Genomic DNA, 18,029 nt, shown 5'->3' with positions numbered 1-18,029 from the left:
ATAAATCCGCCCCCCGAAGGGAGCGGGTAGCAGAACCGATCAGTAGCGGTAAGCGTGCGGCTTGAACGGACCTTCGACGGTCACGCCGATGTAGTCGGCCTGGGTCTTGGTCAGTTGAGTCACGACGCCGCCGAAACCGCGGACCATTTCCAGGGCCACTTCTTCGTCGAGTTTCTTCGGCAGTACTTCAACGGTCAGGCGCTCGGCTTTCTGGGCTGGCGACAGGTCGGCGTACTTCTGGCCGAACAGGAAGATCTGCGCCAGCACCTGGTTGGCGAACGAACCGTCCATGATGCGGCTTGGGTGACCGGTGGCGTTGCCCAGGTTCACCAGGCGGCCTTCGGCCAGCAGGATCAGGTAGTCGTCGTTCTGCGGATCGAAATCACCAGCACCGGTACGGTGGATCTTGTGGACCTGTGGCTTCACTTCTTCCCATGCCCAGTTCTTGCGCATGAAAGCGGTGTCGATTTCGTTGTCGAAGTGGCCGATGTTGCAGACAACAGCGCGCTTCTTCAGGGCCTTGAGCATGTTCGAGTCGCAGACATTGACGTTACCGGTGGTGGTCACGATCAGGTCGATCTTGCCCAGCAGTGCTTTGTCGATGCTCGCTTCGGTGCCGTTGTTGATACCGTCGATGAACGGCGAAACCACTTCGAAACCGTCCATGCAAGCCTGCATGGCGCAGATCGGGTCGACTTCGGAAACCTTGACGATCATGCCTTCCTGACGCAGGGACTGGGCCGAGCCCTTGCCCACGTCACCGTAACCGATGACCAGCGCTTGCTTGCCGGACAGCAGGTGGTCGGTGCCGCGCTTGATCGCATCGTTCAGGCTGTGACGGCAGCCGTACTTGTTGTCGTTCTTGCTCTTGGTCACCGAGTCGTTGACGTTGATGGCCGGGATTTTCAGCTCGCCCTTGGCCAGCATGTCCAGCAGGCGGTGAACGCCGGTGGTGGTTTCTTCGGTCACGCCGTGGACACGATCCAGTACCTGTGGGTACTTCTTGTGCAGCAACTCGGTCAGGTCGCCGCCGTCGTCGAGGATCATGTTGGCATCCCAAGGCTGGCCATCCTTCAGGATGGTTTGCTCCAGGCACCACTCGTACTCTTGCTCGGTTTCACCTTTCCAGGCGAAAACCGGGATGCCGGCAGCGGCGATGGACGCGGCAGCCTGGTCCTGAGTCGAGAAAATGTTGCAGGACGACCAGCGTACTTCGGCACCCAGGGCAACCAGGGTTTCGATCAGCACGGCGGTCTGAATGGTCATGTGGATGCAGCCGAGGATCTTCGCGCCCTTGAGCGGTTGCTCTTCGGAGTACTTGCGGCGCAGACCCATCAGGGCCGGCATTTCGGATTCGGCGATGATGGTTTCGCGACGACCCCAGGCAGCCAGGGACATGTCGGCGACTTTGTAATCGGTAAAATCTGCAGGCGTGTTGACAGCGCTCATGAAGAGCCTCCATTCGTGGTTATGCGAATGGGCGCCGTTGTGCGTTTAGTGTCGGGCCAATCAAGGCCTGGCAACGCCCCATCCGAGCCTGACAGGTTTTACCTGCTGCAGCGCCCCTCGGACAGGTGGCGGGAAAACGGTAGCAAGTGGAAGTTACCGTTTTGAAACGGGGGCGATTATAGCCGTCTAAGCTGATCTTCCAAAGGGTTTCTGTCGGTCAATGTTCGAACGGTAATAGTGGCTATAGAAGATGCCGAATAGAGCTCTGGCGAAAGCTCTGCCATGATCCCGGGCATCTATCGGAAAGACGCTCAGGAGTGCATATGAATTTTCACACCCGCAAATGGGTCAAGCCCGAAGACCTCAACCCCAACGGCACGCTGTTCGGCGGCAGCCTCCTGCGCTGGATCGATGAAGAAGCGGCGATCTATGCCATCGTCCAGCTGGGCAACCAGCGCGTCGTCACCAAGTACATTTCCGAAATCAACTTCGTCAGCGCCTCGCGCCAGGGCGACATCATCGAATTGGGTATCACCGCCACCGAGTTCGGTCGCACCTCGATCACCCTGACCTGTGAAGTGCGCAACAAGATCACCCGCAAAAGCATCCTGACGGTGGAGAAAATGGTCTTCGTCAACCTCGGCGAAGACGGCTTGCCCGCCCCCCACGGTCGAACCGAGATCAAGTACGTCAAGGACCAGTTCAAGGACGAAGAACCCGTCTAAAAACGCGATCCCCTGCAGGAGCGAGCCTGCTCGCGATGCACTCGAGAACAGCGCTGGGTGTCAGGTGCCCAGCGTTATCGATAACGACCATCGCGAGCAGGCTCGCTCCTACAGAACGGAATCCCCGTGGCAAGGGTCGTAGCTAAATAACTCGCCACCGGTTATACGGCCATGACTACGTCAACAGGCAAGACCCCCGACCTCTCGCCCAAAGAGAAACACGAAGTCGAGAAAAGCCAGCCACCGCGCGCGGCGGTGCTGCACGAAATCATTCGTACCCAGGGTGATCAGGAACTTGAGCGAAGCATTGCCGCGCTGTGGTGGTCGGCACTCGCCGCCGGCCTGACCATGGGGTTGTCGCTGATGGCCATGGGCTTGCTCAATTCGCGCCTGCCGGATGGCGAAGGTTTCAAGGTGATCGCCAGTTTCGGCTACTGCGCCGGGTTTCTCGCGGTGATCCTCGCCCGCCAGCAACTGTTCACCGAAAACACCTTGACCGCCGTGCTGCCGATCATGAGCAAGCCGACGCTTGGCAATTTCGCTCGACTGCTGCGGCTGTGGTCGGTGGTGTTGTTCGGCAACCTGTGCGGCACCTTGCTGGTGGCCTATGTGATGCTGGAGCTGCCGATTTTCGACAGCAAGACCGATGTGGCCTTCCTCGACATCGGTCGCAAGGTGATGGAGAGCGACCGCAGCCAGATGTTCTCCAAAGGCATCATTTCCGGCTGGATGATCGCCACCATGGTCTGGATGATCCCGTCCATGGAGAGCGCCAAGATGTGGATCATCATCCTCATCACCTACTTCATGGCGCTGGGCGATTTCACCCACATCGTGGTCGGCTCGCTGGAGGTTTCCTACCTGGTGTTTGCCGGCGAGTTGCCGTGGAGGGATTTCTGGCTGGTGTTCGCGGGGCCCACGCTGGTGGGAAATATCGTCGGTGGCAGCTTTATCTTCGCGCTGATCAGCCATGCGCAGATTCGCAGCGAAAGCGGGCCGCCGAAAAAATCGGCGGACCAGGCCGAAGAGCCCGATCCGCAGAAGATCAAAAAGTAGTCAGCCCGGTACGTTGACTGCTGTCGTAGCGCGACGCTGCAAGTAGATGAAGAACAGCGCGGTCAGCACCGTCAGCCCACTGACCAGCGCGCCCGTCCATGGCAGGTCCGCCAGGTCCGCGCCGCTGGCGACTACCAGGCCGCCGACCCAGGCACCGGTCGCATTGCCCAGGTTGAAGGCGCTCTGGTTCAGGGTCGAGCCAAGGTTCGGCGCTTCATGGGCCTGATCGATGATCAGCAGTTGCAGGATCGGGCACAGCGCGAAGGCAAAAATCCCCCACAACACCAGGGTAATCGCGGCCGGGATCACCGAGTGACTGGTCTGGGTGAAAGCGGCCAATACCAGCACCACAGCCAGCGCCATGCCCACCAGCGAAGGCAGCAGGCGACTGTCCGCCAGGCGCCCGCCGAGCATGCTTCCCGCCGTCAAACCCACGCCGAACAACAGCAGCATGACGGTCACACCATGGGGGCTGACGCCGGTGATGTCTTGCAGGATCGGCGCGATGTAGGTGAAGACGCTGAACAGGCTGGTGGACGCCAGCACGCTCATGCCCAGCGCCAGCAGCACATTGACCTTGCCCAGTACCTTGAACTCGCTGGCGAGGTTGGCCTTGTCCATGGCAATGTGTTTTGGCAGCCAAAACCACTGGGCAATCGCCGCGATCACGCCGATCACCGCCACGGCCCAGAAGGTCGCACGCCAGCCGGCGTATTGTCCGAGTGCCGTGCCCAGCGGCACGCCCAGTACATTGGCCAGGGTCAGGCCGGTGAACATCATGGCAATCGCCTGGGCCCGTTTATTCGGGGCCACCAGCCCGGCGGCCACCACCGAGCCGATCCCGAAAAACGCGCCATGGCACAGGGCGGTTACCACCCGGGCGGCCATCAGCGTGGCGTAGTTCGGGGCCAGGGCGCAGAGCACGTTGCCGAGGATGAACATCAGGGTCATGCCCAGCAGCGTGGCTTTGCGCGGCATGTTGGCGGTGCCCACCGCCAGGATCGGAGCGCCGAACACCACGCCTAATGCATAGCCGGTGATCAACAGGCCGGCGTGGGGAATGCTCACCGCAAGGTCGCGGGCGACATCGGGCAGCAGGCCCATGATGACGAATTCAGTGGTGCCGATGCCGAACGCGGCAACAGCGAGGGCAAGCAAGGCGAGTGGCATGCGCAAGGTCTCTGTCGGTAGTCTTGACGCTGTGATCAGGCATACGCATGCCGACGGCCATTCTCGAGGAGAGCGGCCAGAGGCAGATTTTATTGGAATTAGTCTGTGCGCAACTGAGTGCGGCGTGGTCGGTTGCAGTATAAACAGCTGCTGACATATCGCGAATCAATTCTCTACCCGGTCCTTGTAGGAGCGAGCCTGCTCGCGATGGTCGTCAACGATGACGCTGGCTGTCTGGATAAACGCGTTGTCTTGAAGTTCATCGCGAGCAGGCTCGCTCCTACAGATGGGATTGTCGGACTACAAAAAGGAGTGTGCCGTGCTTGCGACGGCTCTGGTGTTGGTGGCGGCGCTGTTGCATGCGGCGTGGAATACCCTGATCAAATTCAGCGCCGAACGGTTGCTGGTGGTGGCCTGCATGGACAGCGTGGCGATGTTGTTTGTCGTCGTGATGCTGCCTTTCGTGGAGCTTCCGCCCATTGAAATCTGGCCGTGGATCCTGGCCTCGGCAGCCTTCGAGTTGCTCTATCGCTACCTGTTGATCCAGGCCTATCGGGTCGGCGATCTCGGCCTGGTCTATCCGCTCATGCGCGGGTTGTCGCCGCTGGTGGTGCTGGCGCTGACCCTGATCTTTGCCGGGGAAGTGCTGACCCATCAGCAGATCTTCGGGATCCTGCTGATCCCGCTGGGCATGTTGTGTCTGCTGTGGCAGGGCGGAGGCGGTGCACGCCTGCCGTGGTCGATGTTGCCGGTGGTGGCGCTGATCGGCCTGTGCATCGGCTGCTACACCTTCATCGACGGTCAGGCACTGCGGCGCTGGTCGCACCCACTGGACTACCTGGTCTGGGTGACGCTGATCAGCGCCTGGCCGTTCCCGTTGCTGGCCTGGGCACGCAAGCGACCGGCATTCAGGTTGTTCTGGCGCGAGCAATGGCGACTGGGGCTGGCAGTCGGGTTCTGCGTGTTGTTCAGCTACTCTCTGGTGCTGTGGGCCATGCAGTTGGGTTCGATTGCCGAGGCGGCGGCCTTGCGCGAGATCAGCGTGATTCTGGTGGTGCTGTTCGGCATGCGCTATTTGAAAGAACCTTTCGGCGGGCCAAGGCTCTTAGCCTGTGGATTGGTACTGGTCGGCATGCTGGTGATGAAATTCTGACTGCTCTGAAAACCTGAAGAAAGGACTGCTCTATGACGGTTGCTCTGTGGTGCATTTTGATCGCGATTTTCCTGCCCTATGTCTGTACGGGCATCGCCAAGGCCAGTGGCGGTTATCGTCTGCAAGACAACCATGACCCCCGGGACTTTCTCGAATCACTCAATGGTGTTGCCAGGCGTGCCCATGCGGCGCAGTTGAACAGCTTTGAAGTGACCCCGGCCTTTGCCGCCGCGGTGATCGTCGCGCACCTGGTGGGCAATGCCGAGTTGGTGACGATCAATGTGCTGGCGGTTTTGTTCATTACCAGCCGGCTGCTGTACATCATTTGCTATCTGGCGGACTGGGCGATCATGCGCTCGCTGGTGTGGTTTGTGGGGATGGGGCTGATTGCGGCGTTTTTTGTGGTGTCGGTCTGAATCTTCGCTGCCTGTAAGGACCCCTTCGCGAGCAGGCTCGCTCCCATAGTTAGATCATGTTCACTGAAGATCCCTGTGGGAGCGAGCCTGCTCGCGAAAGCTATCTATCTGACAACACATGACTCAGGGCTTGGTCTTCTCCGCATCAGCCACCTGAGGCACCTGCGGCAACGCCGTACCTTTGGGCCACAACATCCAGATCTGTCCCTGCTGCTTCATGTCCCCGGCCAACTGCCCGGCCGCTTCGCCTGTACCCCAGAACAGGTCCGCGCGGACCTCACCGGCAATGGCGCCGCCGGTGTCCTGAGCAGCCACCGGCCGCACAAGGGCCGTGCCGTCGGGTTTGGTTGTGGACAGCCACAACAGGCTGCCCAACGGAATCACCTTGCGATCCACCGCCGCGCTGTAACCCGCCGTCAGCGGCACGTTCAGCGAGCCGCGAGGGCCTTCGTTGCTGTCGGGGTTGCGGGTGAAGAACACATAGCTCGGGTTGCTGCCCAGCAGCTGCGGAATGCGCGACGGATTGGCCTTGGCCCAGGCGGCGATGGCGCCCATGGTCACGTCTTCTTTCTTCAGTTCGCCTTGTTCCACCAGCCAGCGTCCGATCGGTCGATACGGGTGGCCGTTCTGGTCGGCGTAGGCGATGCGCAACTGGCGGCCATTGTCGAGCTGAATACGTCCCGAGCCCTGGATTTGCAGGAATTGCAGATTCATCGGGTCAGTCAGCCAGGCCACCACCGGTGCCTTCACGCCCTTGGTTTCGATCGTTGCCGCGTCGTCATAAGGCTTGAGCACCCGGCCTTCCAGCCGGCCGCGCAGGCGTTTGCCCTTGAGTTCCGGGTAGATGCTGTCGAGGGAGACGATGATCATGTCCTCGGGCACGCCGTACACCGGGATGTTGGCGCTGGCGGTCTGGGTCAGGCTGCCGGGGTAGACCGGTTCGTAGTAGCCGGTGATCAGGCCGTTGGGGTTGTCGTTGGCGGCGCGCAGGCCATAGACATCGAGGTTCTGCTTGAGGAAGCCACGAATGTCGCCGGCGGTTTGTGGCACGTTCGCCGCCGCAGCGCAGGTGCCGCCCCAGACCGGGTCGGCCTTCAGGCGCGTACAGGCGCTGCGCCACGATCCGAAGCCGGCGACGAGGTCGTTGTCGGACACCGTCGGCAAGGCTTCCCATGTGGCGGCGGAGTAGGTGGCCAGTGCGTGGGTTTTCGGCTGTTGTTTTTCGCCACCGGTGCAGCCTGCGAGCAGGGCCACCATCGGCAGGGTCCAGCACAGGCTGCGACGCCAGGCCTTGTAACGGCTGTTCATGGAGTAATTCCTTTGCCGGCTGCCTGAGTGCTCCGTGCGCTCAGGCAACCCTTATTGATGATAGGGCTATTGGTGTTTGCCGAGGACGCGAGGATACTGGCCGCCGTTTCCCGTGACCTGAAGCCACCATGACTCTTAAAAGACTTTCCGTTGTATTGCTGGCCTGCCTGACGTTGTCCGCCTGTGGCGGGATCGACCCCAACTCGCCGCTGGGTCAGCGCAAGGCCATTTTCAAGCAAATGCTCAAGACCGGCGAAGACCTGGGTGGCATGTTGCGTGGCCGTATTCCGTTCGATGGCCCGAAATTCGCCGAAGGTGCGGTGAAGCTCGACGCGTTGTCCCACGAACCCTGGAAACATTTCCCGCAAGTGCGTGAGGAAGACCATACCAGTGCGAAAAGCGATGTATGGGAGCAGCAGGCACGTTTTCAGGCCATGGCCCGCGACCTTGAAAGCGCCACCGGTGAATTGGTGATCGCCAGCCAGGTACAGCCCTACAAGGCCAGTAAACTGGGGCCGGCGGTGCAGAAGGTCGAGGATGCTTGCAGTGCGTGTCATAAACGGTTTCGGGATCATTAATGGGTGATGTCCGCTCTGACGCTTTCGCGAGCAGGCTCGCTCCCACAGTGGAATGCGGTCAACTGTGGGAGCGAGCCTGCTCGCGAAGGGTTTGGCAGCACCAAAGATCCGTGTTCTTTACCTGTCCTTATTTATCCAGCTCGTCCACCGCTTCCTGCAACTCCTTGCGGGACTCGGCTAGCTTGTCCTTGCGCTTGTTGATCTTCTCCGGATCGCCTTTTTTCATGGCCTTGTCCAGGTCGGCCTGGCGCCGGCTGACTTCGTGCTTGGCCTCGAGCACCTTGTTTTCCCGCTCCTTCTTCAGCGAAGCGTCGGTGCAGTTGGCGGTGACTTCGCTCAGGGCTTTCTCCAGGCCGGCCTGTTGATCGGCATTGCCGTGGGATTTGGCCAGTTCGATCTGATTGATGATGCCTTGCTTCTTGGCGGCACAACCCGTCAGGCCCGGTGCTTCTTCGTCGGCCATCAACGGGGTGGCCAACACACTGCAAAGGGTCAGCAGGGCGAGCGGTGAAAGTAATTTCATAAAAGCTCCATGTGAATAAGGCAATCGGTTCGCTGCGGCGATGGCTTGTTTGAACCCATCGGCACTGGTTGGGTTCCCAAGCCTGAAAGCATGCTGGGTTGCTAGAAGCCGTCAATCCCGACTTCCCTTAATGTTTCACTCAAGGCCAGAACCTGCGGGTCGCGGAAAAACGCGCTCAATTGCGCGGCGCGCCCCGGGCCGATCCCGGCTTCGGCCTGCCATTGCCCGATGTCACGTTGCGCCAGGGCCTGCCATGAATCGGCGAGGCGTGCCTGGCCCGTCGGGGGCATGCCCAATGCCTTGAGCCACCGGGCAAAAGGGCGCTGGCGGGCATGGTCGAAACTGGTCGAAAGACGCGCTGCACTGCGCTCGCCCAAGCCGTCAATGTTAGCAAGCTCTTGGGCATCGAGGGTCAACCAATCCAGCAGACTGTTCAGGCGGCCCGCCTGCAGCAGTTTTTCCCAGGTGCCCGGACCGACATGGGGCAATGCCAGCCCCTGTTTGCCACTGAGCCAGGTCATGCGTGCAAGAAACTGGCTTTCGCATCCCGGGGTCGGTTGCCAACAGCTCAAGGGGTGAAAATCCGTTGCCCGTGGCGCGTTCATTTCCAGGCGCTCGGTGCTGCGCAATACCACGCTGTCGAGCCTGGGGATGGTCAGGCCGGCCAGGCTGATGGCGACCTGATCACCCGGTCGTATGTCCAGCATCTGCCAACGCTGCAGGGAACTTACGCTGACGCGTTTGATTTGCCGGTCATCCAGCGTCACCGGGATCAGTTCCAGCACGGGTGTAATCCGCCCGGTTCGGCCGATCTTGAAGTGAACTTTGCGCACTTCGGCCAGTGCCTGGGCGTAGGGATATTTCCAGGCAACGCTCCAATAAGGAGGTTTGGCTTGCCAGCGCTCGGCGGGCGGACGTTGTGTCTGGCGCAGAACAATACCGTCGCTGGCGAAGGGCAGGGACGAGCGATACCAGTGATCGCGCCAGCGCTGTGCATCGGCCAGTGTGCTGATCGGCTGGCTGAAGGCACGGGTCTCGGGAAAGCCCAGTGCGTGCAGTGCTGCGGCGCGCTCCGGCAGGCTCGCAGGGCCTTGTGGCCAATCCCAGACAAACAGGCCTATCCCGTTTGCCTGCTCTGCACTCAATGTCTTTCTGGCCATCAGGCCGGCGACGGTGGAGCGGGCGTTGAGACTGCCCGCCTGGGCCTGAGCGTGCCCGCTCAGGTGCCAGTAGAGTTCGCCTTGCACCAGCAGATCCCGAGCCTGTGTCAGTTGCTGGGGGATGGCGGCAATCCGGTGTGCCGAAGCCGTCCAGTCCTGGCCCTGTGAACCGTCGCCGCGACTTATCGCTTGGGCCAGCAGGCCCTTGTGGTAGATCAAGGTCACGGCAACACCATCGACCTTGGGCTGCGCCCAGACATCCTCGCGATCGCGCAGCCACTGCTCCACGGCTTTTTCATCGTGCAGTTTGTCCAGACCGGTGTGGGCGACGGGATGGGCAATCGTGCCGCGTGCGGTACGCAATGGGTCCGTGACTGCTGCGGAGTTGAAGCATTGTCGCCATTGGGTCAGGCGTGCGCGGGACTGGTCGTAGAGCTCGTCGGCGACCAGGGATTTGCCTTCGCGGTGATAGCTGTCGTCCCAGCGATCGATTTGTTTTTGCAGGGCGGTGAGTTCGGTCGCGGCGCGTTCGGGTGGCCAGTCGGGGCATTCGGTGGCGTTGGCGGTGAGGCAGGAAAGGGTCAGCAGGCAGGTGAGAAACAGGCGTGGGATGGGCATCGCGAGCGTCCTTGCTCTTTGGGGAGCTTGAAGGCTAGGTCAGTTTTGAGGACGCGAAGAAAGGGTGTTTTGCGGAATATTTTTGTTGGCTGGGAGTGCCTCATCGCGAGCAGGCTCGCTCCCACAATGGAATGCGGTCAACTGTGGGAGCGAGCCTGCTCGCGATGGCAGCGACACGGTGCAAAGCCGAAAACAAAAAAGCCCCACACGGCAAAACCGTGCGGGGCTTTTGGTGCAGCGGGGAAAGTCTTACAGACCGGCAGCAGTACGCAGGGCGTCGGCGCGGTCGGTTTTTTCCCAAGTGAAGGTGGTGAAGGTGTCATCACCGACAGTCTTGGTGCCCGGGATGCGGCCGAAGTGGCCGTATGCCGCGGTTTCCTGGTACATCGGGTGCAGCAGGTCGAGCATCTTGGTGATCGCGTATGGACGCAGGTCGAACACTTCGCGGACCAGTTTGATGATCTTGTCATCGCTGATCTTGCCGGTGCCGAAGGTGTTCAGCGAGATCGAAGTCGGCTGGGCGACGCCGATGGCGTAGGACACCTGAATCTCGCAGCGCTCGGCCAGGCCGGCAGCGACGATGTTCTTGGCCACGTAACGACCGGCGTAAGCCGCCGAACGGTCAACCTTCGATGGATCCTTGCCGGAGAACGCGCCACCGCCGTGACGGGCCATGCCGCCGTAGCTGTCGACGATGATCTTGCGACCGGTCAGGCCGCAGTCGCCCACCGGGCCGCCGATGATGAACTGGCCGGTCGGGTTGATGTGGAACTGGGTGTCCTTGGACAGCAGCTCGGCAGGCAGCACGTGCTTGACGATCAGCTCCATCACGCCTTCGCGCAGGTCGTTGTAGGAGACGTCCGGGTTGTGCTGGGTCGACAGGACCACGGCGTCGATACCGACCACCTTGCCGCCTTCGTAACGGCAAGTCACTTGCGACTTGGCGTCCGGGCGCAGCCAAGGCAGCAGGCCGGATTTGCGGGCTTCAGCCTGGCGCTGCACCAGCTGGTGCGAGAAGGTGATCGGTGCTGGCATCAGCACGTCGGTTTCGTTGCTGGCGTAGCCGAACATCAGGCCCTGGTCGCCGGCGCCCTGATCTTCTGGCTTGGCGCGGTCGACACCCTGGTTGATGTCAGGCGACTGCTTGCCGATGATGTTCATCACGCCGCAGGTCGCACCGTCGAAACCCACGTCGGAGCTGGTGTAGCCGATGTCGGTGATCACGTCACGAACGATCTGCTCCAGGTCAACCCAGGCCGAAGTGGTGACTTCGCCGGCGATGATCGCCACGCCCGTTTTCACCAGCGTCTCGCACGCCACACGGGCGAACTTGTCTTCAGCGATGATGGCGTCCAGCACCGCATCGGAAATCTGGTCGGCGATTTTGTCCGGATGCCCTTCGGACACGGACTCGGAGGTGAAAAGGGAGTATTCGCTCATCTCGATGTTTTCCTGAAATTACCGATGGTGAGTGTCGCCAGCCGGTCGCTGAAAATGGCGGACCTGAATCTGGAAACCATTACGTAAGCCTACATAGAGGCTTTCCCCGGGAACGAGTCCCGCAGCGGTGGCCCAACGGGCCAGATCGTCCTGTTCAAACCCCAGCCAGAGATCACCGCAGGCCTCCTTGGCCCAACTCTGATTGTGGCTGCATAACTCTGTCACCAACAGGCTACCGCCTGGTTGCAGCAGGTTGGCCATGTGCTTGAGTGCATCGGCCGGCGCGGCGAAATGGTGCAAGACCATGTTCAGTACCACGCAATCGGCCTTGAGGCTCACGCCGTTCAAGGCGTCGGCCAACTGCAGGCTGACGTTGCCCAGCGCCTGGCGTTCGCACACCTGGCGCGCCAGTTCGAGCATCGCCTGGCTGTTGTCCAGCGCCGTCACCCGGGTAAAGCGGCGCGCCAGTTCCGGTAGGAAGGCACCGTCCCCGGGGCCGACTTCGATGGCGGTCGCGCCTTCGCCGAAGCTCAGCTTTTCAAGCAGGGCCACCACGCTGTCGCCGTATTGCGGCAGACCGGCGATCAGGTTCTGCTGGGCGCGAAACTTCTCGGCGACCCGTGCGAAAAAGTCCTGGCTGGCCGCTGCCCGTTGCCCATGGACTTGAGCGATTCGCGACTGCACATCGGCAGGCAACATCAGCTCATCCACTTCTTCGAGCAAGGCCGCGTGCAACTTGCCACCCAGCAGATCGGTGTGCGGCAGGGCGCGACGGTAAAAAATCGCGTTGCCTTCACGGCGGGTCGCGACCAGGTCGGCCTGGGCCAATACCTTGAGGTGATGGCTCATGCCCGACTGGCCGATGCCGAAGATCTGCGCCAGTTCCAGCACGCCAAACGAATCGTTGGCCAGCGCGCGCAAGACATTCAGGCGCAGTGGATCGCCGCCGGCCTTGCACAGGGCCGCCAGCTCATCGCAATCGTCATGGCGAATGGAAGGCACGCGTAGGTTCATAAGGCCGGCAGTCTAGTCACGCACCGGAGGCATCGCAAGTGCAATATCAAAAAGTTTTGATATTGCTCGATAGATGGCACTTTCCGGCGTTAGCTTCAGTCAACAAACGGGAGGCGGAAAGGTTTCACCTGCCGAATCCGCCGTTATCGATTGGAAAAACGCCTCCAGATGACTATCTGTCATTGCCCCGAGGCGGCTCGGTGAGGGAAAATGCTCGCCTTTTTTCCGTATTCACTCTCGTTTCAGAATTCCCAGGAGATCAGCGATGCCTAGCCGTCGTGAGCGTGCCAACGCCATTCGTGCCCTCAGCATGGATGCCGTGCAAAAAGCCAACAGCGGCCATCCCGGTGCCCCCATGGGTATGGCGGATATCGCCGAAGTGCTGTGGCGCGACTACCTCAAGCACAACCCGAGCAATCCATCGTTCGCCGACCGTGACCGTTTCGTGCTGTCCAACGGCCACGGTTCGATGCTGATCTACTCGCTGCTACACCTGACCGGCTATGACGTCACCATTGATGACCTCAAGCAATTCCGCCAGCTGCACAGCCGCACCCCGGGCCACCCGGAATTCGGCTACACCCCGGGTGTTGAAACCACCACCGGCCCGCTGGGTCAGGGTCTGGCCAACGCCGTGGGTTTCGCCCTGGCGGAAAAAGTCCTGGCGGCGCAATTCAACCGTCCTGGCCACAACATCGTCGATCACCACACCTACGTATTCCTGGGTGATGGCTGCATGATGGAAGGCATTTCCCACGAAGTCGCTTCCCTGGCCGGTACCCTGGGCCTGGGCAAGCTGATCGCCTTCTACGATGACAACGGCATCTCCATCGATGGCGAAGTCGAAGGCTGGTTCACCGACGACACGCCGAAGCGTTTCGAGTCCTACAACTGGCAAGTGATCCGCAATGTCGACGGTCACGACCCGGAAGAAATCAAGACCGCGATCGAGACGGCCCGCAAAAGCGAGCAGCCGACCCTGATCTGCTGCAAGACCACCATCGGTTTCGGTTCGCCGAACAAGCAAGGCAAGGAAGACTGCCACGGCGCCCCACTGGGTGACGCGGAAATCGCCCTGACCCGCAAGGCACTGAACTGGAATCACGGTCCATTCGAAATCCCGGCCGACATCTATGCCGAGTGGGATGCCAAGGAAGCCGGTCGCGCTGTTGAAGCCGAGTGGGACCAGCGTTTCGCGGCCTACTCCGCAGCCTTCCCGACCGAAGCCAACGAACTGATCCGTCGCCTGAGCGGTGAACTGCCGGCTGACTTCAGCGAAAAGGCCGACGCCTACATCGCCGAAGTGGCGGCCAAGGGCGAAACCATCGCCAGCCGTAAAGCCAGCCAGAACGCCCTGAATGCGTTTGGCCCGCTGCTGCCTGAGTTCCTCGGCGGTTCGGCCGACCTGGCCGGTTCCAACCTGACCCTGTGGAAAGGCTGCAAAGGCGTCAGCGCTGAAGACGCCAGCGGCAACTACATGTACTACGGCGTGCGCGAGTTCGGCATGACCGCCATCATGAACGGCGTTGCCCTGCACGGCGGACTGGTGCCTTACGGCGCGACTTTCCTGATGTTCATGGAATACGCCCGCAACGCCGTGCGCATGTCCGCACTGATGAAGCAGCGCGTGATCCACGTCTACACCCACGACTCCATCGGTCTGGGCGAAGACGGCCCGACTCACCAGCCGATCGAGCAACTGACTGCCCTGCGCAGCACGCCGAACCTCGACACTTGGCGCCCTGCCGATGCCGTTGAATCGGCCGTGAGCTGGAAGCACGCCCTGGAGCGCAAGGACGGTCCATCCGCCCTGATCTTCTCCCGTCAGAACCTGCAGCACCAAACCCGTGATGCCGGCCAGATCGCCGATATCAACCGTGGTGGTTATGTGCTGAAAGACTGCGCGGGCGAGCCTGAGCTGATCCTGATCGCGACCGGTTCGGAAGTCGGCCTGGCCGTTCAGGCCTTCGACAAGCTGACCGAACAGGGCCGCAAGGTGCGTGTGGTTTCCATGCCTTGCACCAGCGTGTTCGACGCCCAGGACGCCGGCTACAAGCAATCGGTCCTGCCGTTGCAGGTCAGCGCCCGTATCGCCATCGAAGCGGCCCACGCCGACTACTGGTACAAGTACGTCGGCCTGGAAGGTCGTGTGATCGGCATGACCACCTACGGTGAGTCGGCGCCTGCGTCGGCCTTGTTCGAAGAGTTCGGCTTCACCCTGGAAAACATCCTGGGTCAGGCTGAAGAGCTGCTGGAAGACTAAAAGCACGGCGCGGCGGTTTCAGGACCGCCGCGAACCCCTGTAGGAGCGAGCCTGCTCGCGATGGTCGTTAACGATAACGCTGGGTGCCTGAATGCCCGCGTTGTCTGGGCCACCATCGCGAGCAGGCTCGCTCCTACAAGGGTTGTGTTGTTAACGAGAATTCGTTTGCCTGCGTCTATCGAGAACCCCCATGCCTCAACCGCGTCCCTACAAAGTTGCACTCAACGGCTACGGCCGCATTGGTCGTTGCGTCTTGCGTGCGTTGTTCGAGCGAGGCGACAAGGCCGGGTTCGAGATTGTCGCGATCAATGATCTGGCCGACATGGCCAGCATCGAATACCTGACACGCTTCGACTCCACCCACGGGCGTTTTCCCGGTGAAGTGAAGGTCGATGGCGACTGTCTGCATATCAATGGCGACTGCGTGAAGGTCCTGCGCAGTGCCACCCCCGAAGGCATCGATTGGGCGTCCCTGGGCGTCGATCTGGTGCTGGAATGCTCCGGTGCTTACCACACCCGCGAAGACGGCCAGCGTTTCCTCGACGCCGGCGCGCCACGGGTGCTGTTTTCCCAGCCGATGGCCAGCGAGTCGGATGTCGACGCCACCATCGTCTATGGCGTGAACCAGGAATGCCTGACCGGCGACGAACTGCTGGTGTCCAACGCCTCCTGCACCACCAACTGCGGCGTGCCGCTGTTGCGCCTGCTGGATCAGGCCATTGGCCTTGAGTACGTATCGATCACCACCATTCACTCGGCGATGAACGATCAGCCGGTGATCGATGCCTATCACCACGAAGACCTGCGCCGCACCCGCTCGGCGTTCCAGTCGGTGATTCCGGTGTCCACCGGTCTGGCGCGAGGCATCGAACGGCTGTTGCCGGAACTTGCCGGACGAATTCAGGCCAAAGCCGTACGCGTGCCGACGGTGAACGTGTCTTGCCTCGATATCACGATGCAGACCGTCAGTGATACTGACGCCGCCGAGGTCAACCGGATCCTGCGCGAGGCTGCCACCAGCGGTCCGCTCAAGGGCCTGCTGGCCTACACCGAGTTGCCCCACGCAAGCTGCGATTTTAACCACGACCCACATTCGGCGATCGTCGATGCCAGTCAGACCCGCGTTTCCGGCCCACGGCTGGTGAACATCCTGGCCTGGTTCGACAACGAATGGGGTTTTGCCAACCGAATGCTGGATGTTGCAGAGCACTATCTGCAAACAGCTATCCCAACATCTGCTCTCTAAATCAGTAATCCAGGAAATGCGACCCATGACCGTGTTGAAGATGTCCGACCTCGATCTGCAAGGTAAGCGCGTACTGATCCGCGAAGACCTCAACGTCCCGGTAAAGGACGGTGTAGTCACCAGCGATGCGCGAATCCTGGCTTCGCTGCCGACCATCAAGCTGGCCCTGGAAAAAGGCGCGGCGGTGATGGTGTGCTCGCACCTTGGCCGTCCGACCGAAGGCGAGTTCTCCGCCGAGAACAGCCTCAAGCCGGTCGCCGACTACCTGAGCCGTGCTCTGGGCCGTGAAGTGCCGCTGGTGGCCGATTACCTGGGCGGCGTTGACGTCAAGGCCGGCGACATCGTGCTGTTCGAAAACGTGCGTTTCAACAAGGGCGAGAAAAAGAACGCCGATGAACTGGCCCAGCAATACGCTGCGCTGTGCGACGTATTCGTGATGGACGCCTTCGGAACTGCACACCGCGCCGAGGGTTCGACGCACGGTGTAGCCAAGTTCGCCAAAATCGCCGCTGCAGGCCCTCTGCTGGCCGCCGAGCTGGACGCATTGGGCAAGGCCCTGGGCGCACCGGCCAAGCCAATGGCTGCCATCGTTGCCGGCTCCAAGGTGTCGACCAAGCTCGACGTACTGAACAGCCTGAGCCAGATCTGCGACCAGCTGATCGTCGGCGGCGGCATCGCCAACACCTTCCTGGCCGCTGCCGGTCACCCGGTTGGCAAATCCCTGTACGAGCCGGATCTGCTGGACACCGCACGCGCCATCGCCGCCAAGGTCAGCGTGCCGCTGCCGGTGGACGTGGTGGTTGCCAAGGAATTCGCCGAAAGCGCCGAAGCCACCGTCAAGTTGATCGCCGACGTTGCCGCCGACGACATGATCCTGGACATCGGCCCGCAGACTGCGGCGAACTTCGCCGAACTGCTGAAATCGTCGAAAACCATCCTGTGGAACGGTCCGGTGGGCGTGTTCGAATTCGACCAGTTCGGTAACGGCACCAAAGTGCTGGCCCAGGCCATCGCGGACAGTGCGGCGTTCTCCATCGCTGGCGGCGGCGACACTCTGGCCGCCATCGACAAGTATGGCGTTGCCGAGCAAATCTCCTACATTTCTACCGGTGGCGGCGCGTTCCTCGAATTCGTCGAAGGCAAGGTGCTGCCGGCCGTTGAAGTCCTGGAAAGCCGGGCCAAGGCCTGAGGGTCTCCCGTTTGACCAGGCAAGGGAGTGGTTACATGGTCAAGACGTTTGCGCTGTTGATCGTCGCGGGTTCATTGGTGGCTTGCGGGAGTAACCCGAAAGCTCCCGAGGTACCCGAGACGCCAGCACAGGACAAGGGCTGCTACCAGGCCGACTGGCAGGCGGAAACCAATCCGGTGCTCAACAAGCGTTCCGGGCCTGAAGGCCTGGACAAATACGAGACACAGACTCCCGCCAAGGAACATGGCTGTCCTTGACGGGTCTGACTCTTTACTCAGAGCCGGCGGCGTGCGCTGCCGGTCGAGGAACACGGATGAAAGGATTGATCGCCGTTACGGCGCTGGCACTGCTGGCCGGGTGCGCCAACTTGGACCCGTTCCAGTCGTCCGCCCCGGCAGACAACTGGACCACCTGGACTTGCGACAGCCAGGCCAAGGTGCTGTGGCGCTATGCCAATGACAGTCGCAGCGAAGTCGACGTGCGACTGGGCGGTGGCGATCAGGTCTACCGCCTGAAGCAGGAGCCAGGTGCGTCGGGTTCGCTGTACAGCGACAACATGCTGGCGTTTCACATAAAAGGTGAGGAAGGCCTGGTTTACTGGGTCGCCACCAATGATTTGATTGGCCGTGGCTGCAAGGCGCAATAACTGAACAGAATTCGCAGCCCGGGCTCAACCCCCGATCTGCAATAACTTGAATAGCCGCCGCCGCTCCGGCAGGCT

At 61.2% G+C, this 18,029-nt stretch carries 17 protein-coding genes and 1 riboswitch; of the genes, 10 read left to right on the top strand and 7 right to left on the bottom strand.

The window, feature by feature from the left end; genetic code table 11:
* Positions 1 to 39: 39 nt before the first annotated feature.
* Positions 40 to 1,449, bottom strand: a complete 1,410-nt coding sequence (gene ahcY, locus DKY63_RS17970) for an adenosylhomocysteinase (protein WP_085716412.1) — start codon at positions 1,447 to 1,449, stop codon at positions 40 to 42.
* 22 nt (positions 1,450 to 1,471) lie between these two features.
* Positions 1,472 to 1,574, bottom strand: a riboswitch (S-adenosyl-L-homocysteine riboswitch).
* Positions 1,575 to 1,772: 198 nt separating this feature from the next.
* Here ahcY and DKY63_RS17965 point away from each other — a divergent pair.
* Both DKY63_RS17965 and DKY63_RS17960 read left to right on the top strand, forming a co-directional pair.
* Positions 1,773 to 2,174, top strand: a complete 402-nt coding sequence (locus DKY63_RS17965; RefSeq protein WP_110965303.1) for an acyl-CoA thioesterase — start codon at positions 1,773 to 1,775, stop codon at positions 2,172 to 2,174.
* A gap of 171 nt (positions 2,175 to 2,345) precedes the next feature.
* Positions 2,346 to 3,230 carry a formate/nitrite transporter family protein gene (locus DKY63_RS17960; RefSeq protein WP_110965302.1) on the top strand — a complete coding sequence of 295 codons (885 nt, stop codon included), beginning with the start codon at positions 2,346 to 2,348 and terminating at the stop codon, positions 3,228 to 3,230.
* On the opposite strand, the gene DKY63_RS17955 is transcribed toward DKY63_RS17960, so the two are convergent.
* Positions 3,231 to 4,400: an MFS transporter gene (locus DKY63_RS17955; protein ID WP_110965301.1), complete on the bottom strand. Its 1,170-nt coding sequence runs from the start codon at positions 4,398 to 4,400 to the stop codon at positions 3,231 to 3,233. It lies immediately after the preceding gene.
* A gap of 319 nt (positions 4,401 to 4,719) precedes the next feature.
* Between DKY63_RS17955 and DKY63_RS17950 the strand changes: the two genes are divergently transcribed.
* Both DKY63_RS17950 and DKY63_RS17945 read left to right on the top strand, forming a co-directional pair.
* Complete coding sequence (locus tag DKY63_RS17950) at positions 4,720 to 5,553, top strand: EamA family transporter (RefSeq protein ID WP_110965300.1); 834 nt, start codon at positions 4,720 to 4,722, stop codon at positions 5,551 to 5,553.
* A 32-nt stretch (positions 5,554 to 5,585) separates the two neighbouring features.
* Positions 5,586 to 5,969, top strand: coding sequence for an MAPEG family protein (locus DKY63_RS17945; RefSeq protein WP_110965299.1), 384 nt, complete (start codon positions 5,586 to 5,588; stop codon positions 5,967 to 5,969).
* A gap of 123 nt (positions 5,970 to 6,092) precedes the next feature.
* Here DKY63_RS17945 and mltA read toward each other — a convergent pair whose 3' ends face one another.
* The gene (gene mltA / locus DKY63_RS17940; protein ID WP_110965298.1) at positions 6,093 to 7,277 is read right to left on the bottom strand and encodes a murein transglycosylase A; all 1,185 of its coding nucleotides are present in this window, start codon (positions 7,275 to 7,277) and stop codon (positions 6,093 to 6,095) included.
* Between the two features lie 128 nt (positions 7,278 to 7,405).
* On the opposite strand from mltA, the gene DKY63_RS17935 reads away from it, so the two are divergent.
* The gene (locus tag DKY63_RS17935) at positions 7,406 to 7,855 is read left to right on the top strand and encodes a c-type cytochrome (RefSeq protein WP_110965297.1); all 450 of its coding nucleotides are present in this window, start codon (positions 7,406 to 7,408) and stop codon (positions 7,853 to 7,855) included.
* A gap of 127 nt (positions 7,856 to 7,982) precedes the next feature.
* Here DKY63_RS17935 and DKY63_RS17930 read toward each other — a convergent pair whose 3' ends face one another.
* The 4 genes from DKY63_RS17930 to DKY63_RS17915 form a co-directional block, all read right to left on the bottom strand.
* Entirely contained in the window at positions 7,983 to 8,378 is a 396-nt protein-coding gene (locus DKY63_RS17930) for a DUF1090 domain-containing protein (RefSeq protein ID WP_110965296.1), read from the bottom strand.
* 101 nt (positions 8,379 to 8,479) lie between these two features.
* Positions 8,480 to 10,156 (bottom strand): NAD-dependent DNA ligase LigB, encoded by a 1,677-nt coding sequence (gene ligB / locus DKY63_RS17925; RefSeq protein WP_110965295.1) that lies wholly within the window; start codon positions 10,154 to 10,156, stop codon positions 8,480 to 8,482.
* A gap of 249 nt (positions 10,157 to 10,405) precedes the next feature.
* Positions 10,406 to 11,596, bottom strand: coding sequence for a methionine adenosyltransferase (gene metK / locus DKY63_RS17920; RefSeq protein ID WP_110965294.1), 1,191 nt, complete (start codon positions 11,594 to 11,596; stop codon positions 10,406 to 10,408).
* Positions 11,597 to 11,614: 18 nt separating this feature from the next.
* Positions 11,615 to 12,610 carry an ArsR/SmtB family transcription factor gene (locus DKY63_RS17915; RefSeq protein ID WP_110965293.1) on the bottom strand — a complete coding sequence of 332 codons (996 nt, stop codon included), beginning with the start codon at positions 12,608 to 12,610 and terminating at the stop codon, positions 11,615 to 11,617.
* A 265-nt stretch (positions 12,611 to 12,875) separates the two neighbouring features.
* On the opposite strand from DKY63_RS17915, the gene tkt reads away from it, so the two are divergent.
* From tkt to DKY63_RS17890, 5 genes are all read left to right on the top strand, one after another.
* The gene (tkt, locus tag DKY63_RS17910) at positions 12,876 to 14,873 is read left to right on the top strand and encodes a transketolase (protein ID WP_110965292.1); all 1,998 of its coding nucleotides are present in this window, start codon (positions 12,876 to 12,878) and stop codon (positions 14,871 to 14,873) included.
* A 190-nt stretch (positions 14,874 to 15,063) separates the two neighbouring features.
* On the top strand, positions 15,064 to 16,119 hold the full coding sequence (gene epd / locus DKY63_RS17905) for an erythrose-4-phosphate dehydrogenase (protein ID WP_110965291.1): 1,056 nt from the start codon (positions 15,064 to 15,066) through the stop codon (positions 16,117 to 16,119).
* 25 nt (positions 16,120 to 16,144) lie between these two features.
* On the top strand, positions 16,145 to 17,308 hold the full coding sequence (locus DKY63_RS17900; RefSeq protein WP_110965290.1) for a phosphoglycerate kinase: 1,164 nt from the start codon (positions 16,145 to 16,147) through the stop codon (positions 17,306 to 17,308).
* A gap of 35 nt (positions 17,309 to 17,343) precedes the next feature.
* Entirely contained in the window at positions 17,344 to 17,565 is a 222-nt protein-coding gene (locus tag DKY63_RS17895) for a hypothetical protein (protein ID WP_110965289.1), read from the top strand.
* 56 nt (positions 17,566 to 17,621) lie between these two features.
* Positions 17,622 to 17,954: an MliC family protein gene (locus tag DKY63_RS17890; RefSeq protein WP_110965288.1), complete on the top strand. Its 333-nt coding sequence runs from the start codon at positions 17,622 to 17,624 to the stop codon at positions 17,952 to 17,954.
* Positions 17,955 to 18,029: the final 75 nt, after the last annotated feature.

Source organism: Pseudomonas putida, assembly GCF_003228315.1.
Classification (GTDB): Bacteria; Pseudomonadota; Gammaproteobacteria; order Pseudomonadales; family Pseudomonadaceae; genus Aquipseudomonas; species Aquipseudomonas putida_S.
This window is presented reverse-complemented; position numbering and strand designations above follow the sequence as displayed.

What these genes read in the sequence shown, in the direction of transcription:
- ahcY (WP_085716412.1), bottom strand. Translation starts at nt 1,449, where the DNA reads ATGAGCGCTGTCAACACGCCTGCAGATTTTACCGATTACAAAGTCGCC.
- DKY63_RS17965 (WP_110965303.1), top strand. Translation starts at nt 1,773, where the DNA reads ATGAATTTTCACACCCGCAAATGGGTCAAGCCCGAAGACCTCAACCCC.
- DKY63_RS17960 (WP_110965302.1), top strand. Translation starts at nt 2,346, where the DNA reads ATGACTACGTCAACAGGCAAGACCCCCGACCTCTCGCCCAAAGAGAAA.
- DKY63_RS17955 (WP_110965301.1), bottom strand. Translation starts at nt 4,400, where the DNA reads ATGCCACTCGCCTTGCTTGCCCTCGCTGTTGCCGCGTTCGGCATCGGC.
- DKY63_RS17945 (WP_110965299.1), top strand. Translation starts at nt 5,586, where the DNA reads ATGACGGTTGCTCTGTGGTGCATTTTGATCGCGATTTTCCTGCCCTAT.
- mltA (WP_110965298.1), bottom strand. Translation starts at nt 7,277, where the DNA reads ATGAACAGCCGTTACAAGGCCTGGCGTCGCAGCCTGTGCTGGACCCTG.
- DKY63_RS17935 (WP_110965297.1), top strand. Translation starts at nt 7,406, where the DNA reads ATGACTCTTAAAAGACTTTCCGTTGTATTGCTGGCCTGCCTGACGTTG.
- DKY63_RS17930 (WP_110965296.1), bottom strand. Translation starts at nt 8,378, where the DNA reads ATGAAATTACTTTCACCGCTCGCCCTGCTGACCCTTTGCAGTGTGTTG.
- ligB (WP_110965295.1), bottom strand. Translation starts at nt 10,156, where the DNA reads ATGCCCATCCCACGCCTGTTTCTCACCTGCCTGCTGACCCTTTCCTGC.
- metK (WP_110965294.1), bottom strand. Translation starts at nt 11,596, where the DNA reads ATGAGCGAATACTCCCTTTTCACCTCCGAGTCCGTGTCCGAAGGGCAT.
- DKY63_RS17915 (WP_110965293.1), bottom strand. Translation starts at nt 12,610, where the DNA reads ATGAACCTACGCGTGCCTTCCATTCGCCATGACGATTGCGATGAGCTG.
- tkt (WP_110965292.1), top strand. Translation starts at nt 12,876, where the DNA reads ATGCCTAGCCGTCGTGAGCGTGCCAACGCCATTCGTGCCCTCAGCATG.
- epd (WP_110965291.1), top strand. Translation starts at nt 15,064, where the DNA reads ATGCCTCAACCGCGTCCCTACAAAGTTGCACTCAACGGCTACGGCCGC.
- DKY63_RS17900 (WP_110965290.1), top strand. Translation starts at nt 16,145, where the DNA reads ATGACCGTGTTGAAGATGTCCGACCTCGATCTGCAAGGTAAGCGCGTA.
- DKY63_RS17895 (WP_110965289.1), top strand. Translation starts at nt 17,344, where the DNA reads ATGGTCAAGACGTTTGCGCTGTTGATCGTCGCGGGTTCATTGGTGGCT.
- DKY63_RS17890 (WP_110965288.1), top strand. Translation starts at nt 17,622, where the DNA reads ATGAAAGGATTGATCGCCGTTACGGCGCTGGCACTGCTGGCCGGGTGC.